This is a genomic window from Streptomyces sp. NPDC047061 (assembly GCF_040643955.1).
In the GTDB taxonomy this organism is placed as follows: Bacteria; Actinomycetota; Actinomycetes; order Streptomycetales; family Streptomycetaceae; genus Streptomyces.
The window spans coordinates 60640-74626 of sequence record NZ_JBEYVI010000030.1; the positions used below are offsets into that span (position 1 = coordinate 60640).

Sequence of the window (13987 nt, forward strand, 5' to 3'; positions counted from 1 at the left end):
GGGAGATTCCTGCTTACCTCGCGGCAGCGGGCTTGACGCGCTTCGCGCGCCTGACGACTGCCCTCCCGGCAGCCGGGATGAGCGCGAGGCCCATCCGGTACAGGTGCAAGACGTTCCGGGCTGCGTTGTGGTCGGCGTTGCCCGACCAGCCGCAGTCCGGGTTCTTGCACACGAACACGGCCTGACTCTCCCGGCTGCCGGACGTGGTGAAGCCGCACGCTGAGCAGCGCCTAGAGGTGCCGGGGGCGGGGACCTTGACCACGGTGCCGCCGAGCTGGGCGGTCTTGTACGTCAGCATGGTGACCGTCCGGCACCATGCCTCCCCGCTGATGGAGCGGTTCAGCCCAGCCTTCTGGGCAACGTTCTTCCCCGGCTCCTCGATGGTTCCCCTGGCCGACTTGACCATGTTCGTGATGCTGAGTGCTTCGACCACGACGGTGCCGTATGTGCGGGCGATGACGGTGGTCGTCTGGTGCTGCCAGTCCAAGACCCGGCGCTTGGCTTTCGCGCGCAGTCCTGCGATCTGGTCATAGGTACGGTGCAGCCGGCGGCTGGTGCGCTCGCCGGGCTTGCGGTGCTGCTTACGCTGCGCGGCACGCTGCTCCAGGTACAGGAGCCTTGCCTTCTCCTTGCCGGTCAGCCATGCGCCGTGCCCGTACGTTTCACCGTCCGACAGGGCTATGGGCACGGTGACGCCCACGTCGATACCGACGTCCGGCCCCTGGTGGGGACCGGGTTTGACCTCCAGGGTCTGAACACGAAAGGCGATGTGCCAGCCGAGCACGTCCTTGATCAGTCGTGCCCCGGTGATCCGGTTCTCCGCGCCTGCACGCTTGCCGACCGGAAGGTCTTTGGTCCACCGGAAGCGGACCCGGCCCACCTTGGGAATGTTGACCATGCCCCAGCGGCGGTGCACGCGGGTGATGTTCAGGTCCCGGCCCTGCAGGATGTCCACGGACATCACCGTGCGGAACCGGCCCTTGAAGTTCGGGGCGTCGGCGCGGCCCTCCCAGCAGTTCTTCCACGCACGGAAGTACGTCTTGAGTACCGCTTGCGCGGCCTGGGCGGGGAGGACGGCCAGGAAGTCGATGTCCTCACGGGCCTGTCGGATCGCGGCGTCCGGGTTCGCGAGTGTCCGCTTCTCCTTCGGCATCATCCGCCACCACGCGTGCAGCAGGTTCCACATCGTGCGGGCCGCGTGCGCCTGGCCGTCTGCCTTCAACCTCTCGGCAGGCGACAGCGCAAGCCGGGCACGGTGCCCGAACTGCCGCTTGACCAGGGTGTTGTGACTCACTATCGAGACCCTACCATTGGTTTATGTCACCCCGCTGGAACCCTAATCCCGATGTCAGAACTGGTCGCCATGTTGTTTACAACCTGCACGTTCACTTGGTTTTTGTCACGAAGTACCGGCGGAAGGCGTTCACCGACGCCATGCTGACCCGCACAGAAGAGATCATGCGGGAAGTCTGCGCCGACTTCGAGGCCGAGCTGAAGCAATTCAACGGCGAACAGGACCACGTCCACCTGCTCGTGCACTACCCGCCCAAGGTCCAGCTCTCCAAGCTGGTCAACTCCCTCAAGGGCGTCAGCTCCCGCAGACTCCGCCAGGAGTACGACAGTCATGTCCGCCGGTACCTGTGGGGTGGACACTTCTGGTCCGGCTCCTACTTCGCAGGATCATGCGGCGGGGCACCCCTGACCGTCGTCAAGCAGTACATCGAAAACCAGCAGCGCCCTGTCTGACCTTCACCCCAAGGGCGCAGAGCACTCCGGCGCTTCGCGCCTCCGGGCCAAGGGTGGCCTTCACCCCCGCCCTGAAGGGCGGAGCACTGGCCAAGATCAGAGGTAGAAGAGCTCCAGGGGGCCGACCACCCGGTGCCGGGGCTGTGCGCCGTGGGCGCGTGGCGGCCGCCACAACCGGCCCAGCAGCCGGGCCCGGCTCTCCCGCTTCTCCGGTCTCCGGTCGCGAGGTCATGCCGGCCGTCTCCGCCGAGGTCGCTCCCGCATCGCCTCTTCCCGGGGTCGTGGTCCGGCCGCAGCCGCACACAGCAACTGTTTGACGTTTGTATATCAGCGGGGCGGCCGGTGCGGCGGAGTTCAGCCGAGCTTCTCGACGACCGCTTCGAACTGCCGCACCATGGCGGGCACCGACCGGCCGTCGAGCAGGTCCACGACCCGCTTGCGGGCACTCGCCAGGTGCACGGGGTAGGCGTCCCGGAGCCGCTTCAGCCCCTCCGGGGTGAGGGTCGCGACGTTGCCGCGGGCGTCCCCCTCGTAGCGCCGCTTGACGACCTGGCCACGGCTCTGCAGCGCGTCCACGACACGGGTGATGCGGCTGGCCGACAGGGCGGTGGCCGAGGCGAGGTCCGCCATACGGAGTTCCTGGTTCTCGGCCTCGGAGAGGTTCATCAGGACGACGTACTCGGTGAGCGTGAGCCCGGTGGTCCGCAGCAGGTCGTCGTCGAGGGAACGGGGCAGCGCGACGATGACGCGCATCAGGGCGCGCCAGAAGCGTTCTTCCTGGGCGGTCAACGGCTCTTCTGCGCTCATCTGAGCAGAATAGCGTGCTCAAGCAAGGAATCTCAACCCGATCTCCGCCTTCCGGTCCACGTCAGGGGCTGTTCGGCGGCTCGGCCGGACAGCCCCCCGACCGAGCCGCTCAGGCCTCGCTCCAGCAACGGAACACCGCCGCCTGGCCGTGGCAGGTGCCGTCCGCCTCAAGGAGGTTCCACATGGTGACGTCCTCTATCCAGAACCTCCGGCCGGACCCGGCGATCCGCAGCCCCCGGTAGCCGGAGGCGTGTCCGCGGGTGGCCACCGAGTGCACGAAGGCGTCCCGGTCGCCCTGCGCGTCCGGGTCGGCGGACAGCCGGGACGGGAGCCGTACGAACTCCTCCCACGGGTACTCGAAGCACTTCTGGGCGGTGGAGTTCGCGTAGACGAAGACCGGATCCGGCCCGGCGCCGTGCGCGAGCAGCCCGAAGGGTGCGCTTGCGTAGAGCCAGCGGGCCGCCTCCCCGTCGTCCTGGAACGCGGTGGGGCACAGCGGGGCGCCGGTCAGCCGCTCGTGACTGGAGAGCAGAAGCCGCGCGAAGGCCGGGCCCCGGCTGTGCTCCGCGTCGTAGGCCGTGGCCATCGGTGTCCGCCTTTCGTCGAATGCCGAAAGGATGGTTCCAGAGCGGGTACGGCCGCCGACCGCCGGGTCACCACACCTGCTGGTCCTCCTGGAGGCGGACGGCCACGAACTTGGTCTGGGTGTAGTGGTGCAGCGCCTCCAGGCCCTTCTCGCGGCCGTACCCGCTGTTCTTGTAGCCGCCGAACGGGCCCTCGACCATCATGCCGGGCGGGTACGCGTTGACGTAGACCTGCCCGGCCTGCAGGCGCGCGGCCACCCGGTGGGCGCGGGTCACGTCACCGGTCCAGACGGCCGCGACCAGCCCGTAGTCGGAGTCGTCGGCGAGGGCCACCGCCTCCTCCTCGTCCTCGAAGCGCAGGACGGCGAGCACCGGGCCGAAGATCTCCTCGCGCGCGATGCGCATGTCCGGGGTGACGTCCGTGTAGACGGTCGGTTCGAAGGTCCAGCCGTCCCCGGTCGGCCGGCCGCCGGTGAGGAGGGTGGCGCCGTCCTGTTCGGCGATCCTGAAGTACTCGTCGACCTTGTCGTACTGGGCGCGGGTGATCGCCGGCCCGTAGGTCTCCCCCGGCGTGACGTGGGCCAGCACGGCCTGTACGGCCGCCACGAACTCGTCGTGGATCCGCGCGTCGACCAGCAGCCGGGTGCCCGCCATGCAGGACTGGCCGCCGTTGGGCAGGAACGCCTCGACGGCCCCCTGGGCGGCCTTGGCGAGGTCGGCGTCCGCGAAGACGACGTTGGCCGACTTGCCGCCCAGCTCCAGCGTGAGCGGGATGATGCGGTCGGCGGCGATCCGGCCGATCTCGCGGGCGGCGCGCACCGATCCGGTGAACGCCACCTTGCGGACCCCGGGATGGCCGACGACCGCCGCGCCCACGGTGTCCCCCGTGCCGGTGACGACGTTCAGCACGCCGTCGGGCAGACCGCACTCGGTGGCGATGCGGGCCAGCCGGAGCGTGCTGGCCGAGGTGAACTCGGACGGCTTGGCCACCACGGCGTTGCCGGCCGCGAGGGCCGGGGCGATGGAGCGGGCGGCCTGGTTCAGGGGCGCGTTCCACGGCGTGATGACACCGACCACGCCGAGCGGCTCGCGCCGGGTGTACGCGTGGAAGCCGGGCCCTATGTTCACCACCTCGCCGCCGGGCAGGTCGACCAGGCCGGCGTAGTACTCGAAGTAGCGGGCGGCGCCCTCCACCTCCAGCGGGGACTGCCAGGCGGGCTTGCCGGTCTCGGCCGACTCCAGCTCCGCCAGGACGGCGGCCTCGTCCCGCAGCCGTTCCGCGACGGCTGCCAGCAGCCGCCCCCGTTCCACCGGCTGCCGGTTCCACCAGCCGTCGACCGCCCCGGCCGCCGCCTCGACGGCCCGCGCCACGTCGGTGGCGTCGCCGAGGGCGATCTCGTGCAGGACCTCGTCCTGTCCGGGAGAGGTGGACGGCAGCCAGCGATCTGATGCCGGGTCGGTTTCCACGCCTGCGATCCAGTGGCCGTAGCGCTTCATCGGCGCGCTCCTCATGACGAGTGATGGGACGAACCGGGGAATGAATGAACTTTCATTCACTCCGCACCCTACCTCTCCGCCTTGACAAGATCGAGTGACTGAACGAAGTTTCACGGGTGACCATGCCCCCCGCTGCGACGGCCGACGAGACGCCCCTGCGCCGCAAAGTGCTGGACGCCGCGCTGGAGTTGTTCGACGAGCGCACCTGGGACGGCACGAACGTGCCGGAGATCGCCGCTCGCGCCGGGGTCGCGGTGGGCACGATCTACCGCTACTTCCCCAACAAGCAGGCGCTGGGCGAGGCGGTCTTCACCGAGGCGAAGGCGGCGTTCGCCGACACCGTGGTCACCGACGCCGTGCGCGCGGCCGATCCGGCGACCGCGATCGGCCTCGTCTGGCAGCACCAGGTCGCGTTCGCCCTGGCCTACCCTCAGGCGTTCTCGTTCCTCGAACACCAGGTGCATGGCTCGTACCTGCGGCCGCAGGCGTACGAGGTCGTCGACCGGCTCAACGCCGAACTGGTGGAGATCATGCGGGCGGCGCAGCAGGCCGGTGCCGTCCGCACCGGTGATCCGCAGGTGCTGCTCTCGATGGCGTTCGGTGCGTTCGTCGGCGTCACCAAGCACTCACGCGCCTCGGGGGTCCCGCTGGGCGAGTACGACCTGGAGGGCGTCCGGGAGGCCGTGATGAGCCTGATCGGACTCACCGGCCCCGGCTCCCCCGACGCCGCCTAGGGCCGCGGGACTGCTCAGCGCAGTACGGCCGCCAGCAGGTCGGCTCCCAGTGCCGTCAGGTCGGGGAGGTTGAGGGTGTAGCGGACGTAACGACCGTGCCGTCGGGACGTCAGCAGGCCCGCGCGGCGCAGGACGGCGAGGTGGCGGGAGACCTCCGGCGATGAGAGCTCCCAGGCGTGGGCCAGCTCGCCGGTGGTGTGCGGGCCGCGGGCCAGGGTGCGCAGCAGCCGCAGCCGTACCGGATGCGCGAGCGCCTCCAGCCGTAGCGTGACCGTCTCCAGCGACACCGGCTCCGACGGTGTCGGCTCGGCGACGGGGTACTGCACCACCGGCTGCCACCCGGGCGCGTAGACCGCCACCAGGTGCGGGCGGCCGAAGACGCTGGGCAGGAAGGTGACCCCGGTGCCGTGGGCGGCGGTCGCACTGTCCTGCAGCTTGTCCACGATGATGCAGTCGCCGTCCGGCGCCAGGGTCACGGCACCGGAGACCGACGCGAGCGCCGCTCCGATGCCCTGACGCTTGAGCAGGTCGTTCTTCAGGCGCAGGTCGGTGGCGAGTTGCACGGCGACGCCCGTCCAGGCGGCGTCGAAGAAGGCCTCGGCGCACTGTTCGAGGGTGTCGCGCACCCGCGCCCGCACGGCGGCCGGGTCCGCGAGCAGCCGTTCCGCGAAGGCCTCCTGGAGCGCACCGCGGGCCTGGGCCAGGTCCAGGGCCCGCTCCCGCGCCGCCGCGTCGGCGAGCGGCGACGGGGCGGCGAAGTGGACCCGGTTGCTGCCGCACGTGGTGGTGAGCGCGGCGGTCACATAGGTCTCGTCCTCGATCCGGTCCACGTCGTCCAACTCCTCGGCGAGGGTGGGCCGGGGACGGGCGGGGACCAGGAAGTCGGCGCGTGAGGAACGCCAGAGGAACTCCGCCTCCCTGAGCCGCTCGGCCAGCTCGGGCCGCAGCCCCGCCCAGACGTCCCCGGCCCAGCCGGCGAGCTGCGGGTGGTGTCCGGGTTCGGCCAGCACGTGCAGCATCGCGGTCAGTTCGGCCAGCGGGGAGGCGGCGAACCGCAGCCGCCCGGACGGCAGGCCGCCGATGTCGATCCTCAACGTCATCCCCTCATCATCGCTGGCCGGACGGCCGGCGACCGCGTCGATTGACGGTGTCCGTCAACCCACATGGCCGGCCCGGCGGGCGAACGCACCGTTGACGCCATGGCAACCACCGTCAATATCCGGCCGCGTGCCCTCGTCCGTGCCTCCGGAGGCCCCCGCTATGCCGTCGCCCTGGCCGTGGACGCGCTCGGCACCGGACTGCTGCGGCCCTTTCTGCTGCTCTACGGGGTGACGGTGCTGAGGCTGTCCGCGCCGGCCACCGGCATCGCCATGACGGCCGGCATCGTCGTGGGTCTGGCGTGCATGCCGGCGGTCGGCCGCTGGCTGGACCGGGGCGCGCGCAGCACGGTCGTGGCGGCGTCGATGCTGGTCCGGGTGGTGGGCGTGGCGCTGCTGCTGGCCACCCCGGCGGGGCACGTCCGGCTGTTCGCGACGGCGGCACTCTTCCTCGGCATCGGCAACCAGGCATGGCCGGCCGCCCATGCGGCCCTCGTGGCCACGGTCGCCCACGGCCGCGAACGCGACGCCGCGCTCGCGGCGGGCCGCGCGCTGCGCAACGCCGGCCTGGGGGTGGGCGCCCTCCTCGCCACCGCGTGCCTGGCGGGCGGCACCACCGCACTGCGGGCGCTGGCAGCCGTCACCGGGCTCGCCTACCTCGCCGCGGCGGCCCTGGCATGGTCGGTCCACCTGCACACACAGCCGGCCGCTGCTCCGCCCGAGGACGGGGCCGACGGACCCGCACCCGCCCCCAGGATGCGCGCGCTGCTGGCCGCCAACGTGGTCTACGCCTTCTGCCTCAACGTCACCGAAGTCGCGCTCCCCCTCGTCCTGGTGACGCAGTTGCACGCGTCCCCGATGTGGTCGGCCGCCATCTTCGTGACGAACACGGTGCTCGTGGTCACCCTGCAGGTGCCGGTCACCGTGCTGCTGTCCCGCTTCTCCCGGCGGGCCGTGCTGGCCCTCGCCGGCGTGGTGGTCGCCGTGTCCTACCTCGGCTTCCTCGCGGCCACCTCACCGGCACACGGCTGGAGCGTCCCGGCCGTCGCCGCGGTGGCGGTGGTCTGCACGATCGGCGAGATCATCTACGCCGGCAGCGCCACCGCGCTCGTCACCGCCCTGGCCCCGGCCCATGTCCTGGGCCGCGCCCTCGCCCGCTTCCAGCTCTCCACGGGCTTCGGCCTCGCCGTCTCCCCCGCGGTCATCACCGCTCTCGCCTCCCGGGGCCCGGCCGCCCTCTGGGGCGGCCTCGCCGCCGCAACGCTCCTCTCCGCCACCGCCGTCGCCACCGAGAGCGACCGGGGAACGCGGCTCAGCCGTGGCCTCCGCCGGGCGCGAGCAGGCTCGTGAGCCCTGCGATCGCCGCGGGGGACGGCGTGAAGTGGCCCTGGTCCGGGCACCCTTGGCCCTGGCCGGGCACCGCTCGGGTCAGGCGACTGCTGTGCGGTAGCCGGCGACGTCCGGCCGGCGCGGGGGCTCCTCGCCGCATCCGGCGCCGTCCCCGGCCGCGGGGCGCTCCCGGTGCCCCGGGCCGCGTTCGCAGGGGGAGGCGAGCGGGTCGGCGACCGACTTCATCTGCTCGGCCAGCCGCTGGACCAGGGCGGGGTCGAGCTGGTCCATGACGCGTCTGCGCGCACTGGCCAGATGCGCCGGATAGGCAGCGGCCAGCCGCAGCATGCCGGCGTCGGTCAGCTCGGCCACGTACCCGCGGGCGTCCGTGCAGTGCCGCCGCTTGGTCACCAGGCCCTGGTCCCGGAGGTTCTCCACCACCCTGGTGATGCGGCTCGCGGACAGCGCCGCCGCCGTGGCCAGTTCGGTCATGCGCATGCTGTTTCCGTCGGCCTCGGAGAGGTTGGCCAGGACGATGTACTGCGTGAGCGACAGGCCCGTGGCACAGAGCAGGTCGTCGTCGAGCGCCCGGGGCAGGGCCACCAGCATCCGCTGCAGCGCACGCCAGAGGCGTTCCTCGTCGTCGTTCAGCGGATACGTGGGCTCCGGCGGCTGCGGTGACACGTGCTGACCTCCCTTCCTTGTCCGGCCCTTACCACTGAAGCACAGGATTACTTGCTTGACAAAGCATTTCGATGACGCCAGTATACTTGCCAAGGCAAGCAATAGCGCCGTAGCGGACCAGCCGCGCGACGCCAACCGAGAGGCCGGAAAGGCATGAGCGTCGAACTGCCCCCCGCGGGGACCTACACGGTCGATCCGGAGCGGTCGTCCATCGGCTTCACCACGCGGCACATGTTCGGTCTGGGCAAGGTGAACGGCACCTTCCGGGTGGAGTCGGCGAGCATCACGGTCGCCGAGCCGGTCACCCGGTCGACCGCGCACGCCGTGATCGAGGCGGGCAGTTTCCACACCGGGACGCCACGCCGTGACGAGCACGTGCGCTCCGCCGCGTTTCTCCACGCGGAGCGCCACCCCGGGATCCGGTTCGAGTCGACCGGGGTGGCCCGCGGCGCGGGCGGCACCTGGGTCGTCGAGGGTCACCTGACCGTCCGCGGGCACCGCGCGCCGGTCGAGCTGACTGTGGACTCCCTGTCCGTCGAGAACGGCTCCCTGAAGATCTCGGCCTCGGCGACCGTCGACCGGTACCGCCACGGGCTGACCGCGGCGAAGGGGCTCGCGGCGCGTCAGCTGCGGCTCACCCTGTCCGCCACCGCCCACCCCGCGACGTCCGCCGCCCAGCAGACCGAGACGGCGTCCGCCGTCGAGAGCGCAGCACAGCGAGAGGAACTCCCCATGTCTCCCAAGATCGCGGTCGTCTACTACTCGTCGACCGGTACCGTCCACGAGCTGGCGGAGGCCGTGGCCGACGGCGCCCGCAAGGAGGGTGCGGAGGTACGGCTGCTGCGCGTGTCCGAGCTCGCGCCCGAAGAGGCCATCGCGAGCAACGACGCCTGGTCGGCGCATGCCGCGGCCACCAGGGACATCCCGATCGCCACCCCGGCCGACATCGAGTGGGCCGACGCCGTCGTCTTCGGCACCCCGACCCGGTTCGGCAACATCGCCAGCCAGCTGAAGCAGTTCATCGACACGCTGGGCGGGCTGTGGGCCCAGGGCAAGCTGGCCGACAAGGTCTACAGCGGCTTCACCGCCACGGCCACCGCGCACGGCGGCCAGGAGTCCACGCTGCTCGCGCTCTACAACTCCGTCCACCACTTCGGCGGCATCCTCGTCACCCCGGGCTACACCGACCCGGTGAAGTTCGTGGACGGCAACCCCTACGGCACCAGCCACGTCAACGGCCAGGGCGCGATCCCCGTCGACGACACCGCCCGCGCCGCCGCCGTCTACCAGGGCAAGCGGGTGGCCGCCGTCACCGCGCGCTTCACGGCCGCGTAACCGACGACCGACGAGGGCCGCGCAGCGGACGGCCCACCGGAGACGGCCGTGTGCCCGGCGGCAGGGGGCTGCCGCCGGGCACACGGTCCTGACACGAGGGACGGGCACACGGCCCGCGCACGGCAAGGGTCTCGGAGGGCCGCTCCGGCCCCAGGGCGCCGGCCGGGGATCCAGGGTGTCGCCCCGGGGTGCAGAGCGTCGGCCCCGGGCACCCCGGTGCGGCCGACAGGACTCACTCGCCCCGCCGGGCCAGCCATTCCTCCTCCTCGCCCGGTTCGGGCAGGACCAGGCCGCCTTCCACCGCGGAGCGGGCGGGGCCGTCCTGGAGCACGACCATGACGTGGCTCTCCGGTACTCCGGTGACGCGGGCGGCGGCCGAGGACAGCTCCAGCGCCAGCCGCGTCGCCTCCTCCTGCGGGTGTCCGCGCCGGACCCAGCCGGAGACGATCAGCGGGGCTCCGGGCTCTCCTCCGGCGAAGACGCTGTCCGGTGGCGGTTCGGAGAAGATCACGTTGACGTAGGCCGGCGGCACATGGTTGATCGCCACATGGATCCGGGTGATCTCGGAGGCCAGCGCGGCCTTCGACGCACCGGTCAGCGTCGGCAACCTGGTCGCCGCGTATCACGGCAATACCCCGCTGATCGTCACCTCCGGCCAGCAGCATCGGGAGCTGCTGATCGGCGAGCCCTACCTGGGCAACCGGGAGGCCACCACGCTGCCCAAACCGTGGGTGAAGTGGTCGTACGAACCCGCACGCGCCGAGGACGTGCCCGAGGCGTTCCTGCGGGCCTACGCGATGGCCCTGCAGCCGCCCGCCGGTCCCGTCTACCTGTCCGTGCCGATGGACGACTGGAAGCGGCCGCTGTCCGGCTTCACCCGTATGCGGACCTTCAGCGACCGGGTGCTGCCCGACCCGGACCGGCTGCGCGCGTTCGCCGACCGCATCTCCGCCAGCAGCCGTCCTGCGCTGGTCTTCGGGCCCGAGGTCGACAAGGCCGCCGGCTGGGACGTGGCCGTCGCGCTCGCGGAGAGGCTGCGCGCGGCCGTCTACGGCTCCCCGCTCCTCGACCGCGCCTCCTTCCCCGAGGACCACCCGCTCTTCCGCGGGCCCCTAGGCATGTCGGTCAAGACCATCAGCGACCGCCTGGAGGGGCACGACCTGGTGGTCGTGATCGGCGCGGAGGTCTTCCGCTACTACCCGTACGTCCCGGGCCCCTACCTGCCCGACGGCACCGAACTCCTCCAGATCACCGGCAACCCCGACGTGGCCGCCGCCGCCCGCGTGGGCGACAGCCTGCTGGGCGACCCCAAAGCGGCGATCGAGCTGCTCCTGGCCGCCGTCGAGGACGGATCGGCCCGGACCACCCCGCAGCCGATGGAGCGTCCCCGGGTGCTGCCGGAGGCGCCGAACAGCCCGCTGACGCCGCCGGAGGTGTACGCCGCCCTGAGCAGCGTCAAGCCGGCCGACGCGGTCATCGTCAACGAGTCGACGTCCACGATGGCCCAGCAGATCGAGTGGCTGCCCACCACCCGGACCGGCTCCTTCTTCGCCACCGCGAGCAGCGGCATCGGATGGGGCGCGCCGGCCGCCGTCGGGGTGGCCCTGGCCGACCGGGAACGGGGTGTGCCCCGGCCGGTCGTCGGGCTGATCGGCGACGGCTCCTTCCAGTACTCCGTGCAGTCCGTCTGGACGGCGGCGCAGCACCGGCTGCCGATCGTCTACGTCGTGATGCGCAACCAGGAGTACTCGATCCTCAAGTCGTTCGCGGTCCTGGAGGAGACGCCGGGCGTGCCCGGCCTCGACCTGCCCGGCCTGGACATCGCCGGGGTGGCCCGCGGCTTCGGCTGCCGTGCGGTCGACGTCGACACGACCGAGGACCTGCAGCGCGAGTTCAAGGCGGCCCTGACCGCGGACACGACGACCGTCATCGTGGTCGCCACCCAGCCGCAGAAGGCCATGCTGTGACGGGCGCCCGGGAGTAGCGCGGGAATCGGGGAGCCTCGGGAATCGGGGAGCCTCGGGAACTGGGGAGCAGAGATGGATCTCGGACTGAAGGACCGCGTCTATATCGTCACCGGCGGCACCCGTGGTCTGGGCCTGGCCGCCGCCCGCGAACTGACCTCGGGCGGCGCCAGGGTGGTGGTCAGCGGGCGCAGCACGCACGCGCTGGCCGCGGCCGAGGCGGAGCTGGGCGGCCCCGGGCAGGCCGTCGGGGTGGTCGCGGACAACGCCGACGCCGGGACGCCGGACCGGCTGATCACCGCGGCGCACCAGGCGTTCGAAGGGCTGGACGGCGTCCTGATCAGCGTCGGCGGCCCGCCGACGGGCACCACCGACAGCATCGACGACGACCAGTGGCGGGCCTCCTTCGAATCGGGCTTCCTCGGCGCGGTACGGCTGTCGCGGGCCGTCGCCGCGCGGCTCGGCGAGGGCGGGGTGATCGGTTTCGTCCTGTCGACCTCGGTGTACGAGCCGATCCCCGGCCTCGTCGTCTCCAACGCCCTGCGGCCCGCGCTGGCCGGCTACGCGAAGACCCTCGCCGGGGAGGTGGGCCCGCGGGGCATCCGGGTGGTCGGGCTGGTGCCGGCCCACATCGGGACCGACCGGACGCTCGAACTCCAGTCGATCACCGGCGACGCCGGCACCACCGCCGCCGGCATCCCGCTGCGCCGCCTCGGCACTCCGGAGGAGTTCGGCCGTGCCGCCGCGTTCCTGCTGTCGCCGGCCGCGGCCTACGTCACGGGCGCGATGGTGACGATCGACGGCGGAACACGGGCCAGTTTCTAGCATCCGCCCCTTTCGAACTCTCCTTGACAGACCTCCACTTGACCACAATGCTTGCCGCATATATTTGCCGAAGAAAGCAATATTCTCAAGCGGGAGACCTCGATGACCACACAGATCCCGGGCGGCGAGGGCGCCGCGCTGCGGACCGTACTGGAGGGGTCCGCGTTCCGGGCGGACCCGCACGCGGTACTGCGGCCGCTGACGGAGTCGGGGACCGCGCACCGCTGTGAACCGGCCGGTGCGCCGCCGCAGTTGCTGGTCACGGGATACGAGGCGGCACGCCGGGTGCTCACCGATCCTCGGGTGTCCAAGCGCAGCGAGCGCGCGGGGCTGGAGCCCGGCTGGCTGATGAGCGGGGTCCGCGACGAGGTCGGGGTCGACTACATGCTGACCATGGACCCGCCCGACCACACCCGGCTGCGCAAGGTGGTGGCACGCGCCTTCACCCCGCAGCGGGTGGAGGCGCTGCGGCCGCGGACCCGGGAGATTGCGTCCCGGCTGGCGGACGACGTCCTGGCCGCGGAGACACCGGACCTGGTCGACGACTTCGCCGCCCGCGTGCCCATCTCGGTGATCTGCGAACTGCTCGGTGTGCCGCTGGGCGACTGGGACCGGTTCCGCTGGGCTTCGGAGCAGATCGTGGCCCCGGTCGCCGGTTCGGACCGGGAGGAGGCCTACGTATGGATGAGCGGGTATCTGGCGGAGCTGATCGCCGGCAAGCGGGCCGAGCCCGGACCGGACCTGCTGAGCGCGCTGGCCGGTGACACCGGCGAGGACCGGCTCACCGACCCGGAGCTGGTCGGCATGGCCTTCCTGCTGCTGATCGCCGGGTACGAGACGACCGCGAACCTCATCGGCGCCGTGCTCCTCGGCCTCGCCCGGCAGCCGGACCTCCTCAAGGCGCTCCGTGCCGACCCGGGGCTGATCCCCGCGGCGGTCGAGGAGTTCCTCCGGATCGACGGGCCGGTGGTGACGGCGACCGAGCGCTTCGCCACCGAGGATCTGCTGGTGGGCGAGGTGCCGGTGCGGCGCGGCGACATGCTGCTGGTGTCCCTGGCCGCGGCCAACCGGGACCCGGCCCGTTTCGAGGACCCGGACACCTTCCGCCCGGACCGTCCGGCCGGCGGCCATCTCGCCTTCGGCCACGGCGTCCACCACTGCCTGGGCGCCCCGCTGGCCCGGATGGAGGCCGAGGTCGCGGTCGCCGCGTTCGTACGGCGGGTGGCGGACCTGAGCCTGACCGTGGCCGAAGCGGACCTGGAGTGGGCGCCGGGCCTGCTGATGCACGGGGTACGGCGGCTGCCGGTGTCACTCGTGGCAGCCGAGGACACCGGGAATTCCGTCTGAGCGCGGGCCCCGTAAGGGGCGCGGGGAACTGCGCGACC

Annotated in this window: 14 protein-coding genes and 1 pseudogene; 8 read left to right on the forward strand and 7 right to left on the reverse strand. The window is 71.9% G+C overall.

What is annotated here, in order from left to right; translation table 11 throughout:
• Window positions 1-13: 13 nt before the first annotated feature.
• Window positions 14-1294: a transposase gene (locus ABZ887_RS34150; protein WP_361298052.1), complete on the reverse strand. Its 1281-nt coding sequence runs from the start codon at window positions 1292-1294 to the stop codon at window positions 14-16.
• Window positions 1295-1317: 23 nt separating this feature from the next.
• Here ABZ887_RS34150 and tnpA point away from each other — a divergent pair, with 23 nt between their 5' ends.
• The gene (tnpA, locus tag ABZ887_RS34155) at window positions 1318-1746 is read left to right on the forward strand and encodes an IS200/IS605 family transposase (protein WP_266991251.1); all 429 of its coding nucleotides are present in this window, start codon (window positions 1318-1320) and stop codon (window positions 1744-1746) included.
• Between the two features lie 354 nt (window positions 1747-2100).
• Here the strand turns inward: tnpA and ABZ887_RS34160 are convergent, their stop codons facing one another.
• The 3 genes from ABZ887_RS34160 to ABZ887_RS34170 form a co-directional block, all read right to left on the reverse strand.
• Window positions 2101-2553, reverse strand: coding sequence for a MarR family transcriptional regulator (locus ABZ887_RS34160; RefSeq protein WP_361298056.1), 453 nt, complete (start codon window positions 2551-2553; stop codon window positions 2101-2103).
• Window positions 2554-2662: 109 nt separating this feature from the next.
• Entirely contained in the window at window positions 2663-3139 is a 477-nt protein-coding gene (locus ABZ887_RS34165) for an MEKHLA domain-containing protein (RefSeq protein WP_361298059.1), read from the reverse strand.
• Window positions 3140-3206: 67 nt separating this feature from the next.
• Window positions 3207-4634, reverse strand: coding sequence for an aldehyde dehydrogenase family protein (locus ABZ887_RS34170; protein WP_361298062.1), 1428 nt, complete (start codon window positions 4632-4634; stop codon window positions 3207-3209).
• A gap of 122 nt (window positions 4635-4756) precedes the next feature.
• Between ABZ887_RS34170 and ABZ887_RS34175 the strand changes: the two genes are divergently transcribed.
• Window positions 4757-5368 (forward strand): TetR/AcrR family transcriptional regulator, encoded by a 612-nt coding sequence (locus ABZ887_RS34175; protein WP_361298304.1) that lies wholly within the window; start codon window positions 4757-4759, stop codon window positions 5366-5368.
• Window positions 5369-5382: 14 nt separating this feature from the next.
• On the opposite strand, the gene ABZ887_RS34180 is transcribed toward ABZ887_RS34175, so the two are convergent.
• Window positions 5383-6468, reverse strand: coding sequence for a helix-turn-helix domain-containing protein (locus tag ABZ887_RS34180; RefSeq protein ID WP_361298065.1), 1086 nt, complete (start codon window positions 6466-6468; stop codon window positions 5383-5385).
• A 99-nt stretch (window positions 6469-6567) separates the two neighbouring features.
• Between ABZ887_RS34180 and ABZ887_RS34185 the strand changes: the two genes are divergently transcribed.
• On the forward strand, window positions 6568-7815 hold the full coding sequence (locus tag ABZ887_RS34185) for an MFS transporter (RefSeq protein WP_361298068.1): 1248 nt from the start codon (window positions 6568-6570) through the stop codon (window positions 7813-7815).
• A gap of 78 nt (window positions 7816-7893) precedes the next feature.
• Here ABZ887_RS34185 and ABZ887_RS34190 read toward each other — a convergent pair whose 3' ends face one another.
• Window positions 7894-8478 carry a MarR family winged helix-turn-helix transcriptional regulator gene (locus ABZ887_RS34190; protein ID WP_361298071.1) on the reverse strand — a complete coding sequence of 195 codons (585 nt, stop codon included), beginning with the start codon at window positions 8476-8478 and terminating at the stop codon, window positions 7894-7896.
• 153 nt (window positions 8479-8631) lie between these two features.
• Here ABZ887_RS34190 and ABZ887_RS34195 point away from each other — a divergent pair.
• A pseudogene (locus ABZ887_RS34195) lies at window positions 8632-9117 on the forward strand (YceI family protein); the annotation flags it as partial.
• A 93-nt stretch (window positions 9118-9210) separates the two neighbouring features.
• On the forward strand, window positions 9211-9813 hold the full coding sequence (wrbA, locus tag ABZ887_RS34200; protein WP_361298307.1) for an NAD(P)H:quinone oxidoreductase: 603 nt from the start codon (window positions 9211-9213) through the stop codon (window positions 9811-9813).
• Between the two features lie 232 nt (window positions 9814-10045).
• Here wrbA and ABZ887_RS34205 read toward each other — a convergent pair whose 3' ends face one another.
• A complete protein-coding gene (locus ABZ887_RS34205) occupies window positions 10046-10360 on the reverse strand; it encodes a tautomerase family protein (RefSeq protein WP_361298074.1) in 315 nt (104 codons plus the stop codon).
• A 10-nt stretch (window positions 10361-10370) separates the two neighbouring features.
• On the opposite strand from ABZ887_RS34205, the gene mdlC reads away from it, so the two are divergent.
• The 3 genes from mdlC (at window position 10371) to ABZ887_RS34220 (ending at window position 13949) form a co-directional block, all read left to right on the forward strand.
• Complete coding sequence (mdlC, locus tag ABZ887_RS34210) at window positions 10371-11780, forward strand: benzoylformate decarboxylase (protein ID WP_361298077.1); 1410 nt, start codon at window positions 10371-10373, stop codon at window positions 11778-11780.
• Between the two features lie 72 nt (window positions 11781-11852).
• Entirely contained in the window at window positions 11853-12602 is a 750-nt protein-coding gene (locus ABZ887_RS34215) for an SDR family oxidoreductase (RefSeq protein ID WP_361298080.1), read from the forward strand.
• 102 nt (window positions 12603-12704) lie between these two features.
• Complete coding sequence (locus ABZ887_RS34220; RefSeq protein ID WP_361298083.1) at window positions 12705-13949, forward strand: cytochrome P450; 1245 nt, start codon at window positions 12705-12707, stop codon at window positions 13947-13949.
• Window positions 13950-13987 lie beyond the last annotated feature (38 nt).

What these genes read in the sequence shown, in the direction of transcription:
- tnpA (WP_266991251.1), top strand. Translation starts at nt 1,318, where the DNA reads ATGTCACCCCGCTGGAACCCTAATCCCGATGTCAGAACTGGTCGCCAT.
- ABZ887_RS34160 (WP_361298056.1), bottom strand. Translation starts at nt 2,553, where the DNA reads ATGAGCGCAGAAGAGCCGTTGACCGCCCAGGAAGAACGCTTCTGGCGC.
- ABZ887_RS34165 (WP_361298059.1), bottom strand. Translation starts at nt 3,139, where the DNA reads ATGGCCACGGCCTACGACGCGGAGCACAGCCGGGGCCCGGCCTTCGCG.
- ABZ887_RS34170 (WP_361298062.1), bottom strand. Translation starts at nt 4,634, where the DNA reads ATGAAGCGCTACGGCCACTGGATCGCAGGCGTGGAAACCGACCCGGCA.
- ABZ887_RS34175 (WP_361298304.1), top strand. Translation starts at nt 4,757, where the DNA reads ATGCCCCCCGCTGCGACGGCCGACGAGACGCCCCTGCGCCGCAAAGTG.
- ABZ887_RS34180 (WP_361298065.1), bottom strand. Translation starts at nt 6,468, where the DNA reads ATGACGTTGAGGATCGACATCGGCGGCCTGCCGTCCGGGCGGCTGCGG.
- ABZ887_RS34185 (WP_361298068.1), top strand. Translation starts at nt 6,568, where the DNA reads ATGGCAACCACCGTCAATATCCGGCCGCGTGCCCTCGTCCGTGCCTCC.
- wrbA (WP_361298307.1), top strand. Translation starts at nt 9,211, where the DNA reads ATGTCTCCCAAGATCGCGGTCGTCTACTACTCGTCGACCGGTACCGTC.
- ABZ887_RS34215 (WP_361298080.1), top strand. Translation starts at nt 11,853, where the DNA reads ATGGATCTCGGACTGAAGGACCGCGTCTATATCGTCACCGGCGGCACC.
- ABZ887_RS34220 (WP_361298083.1), top strand. Translation starts at nt 12,705, where the DNA reads ATGACCACACAGATCCCGGGCGGCGAGGGCGCCGCGCTGCGGACCGTA.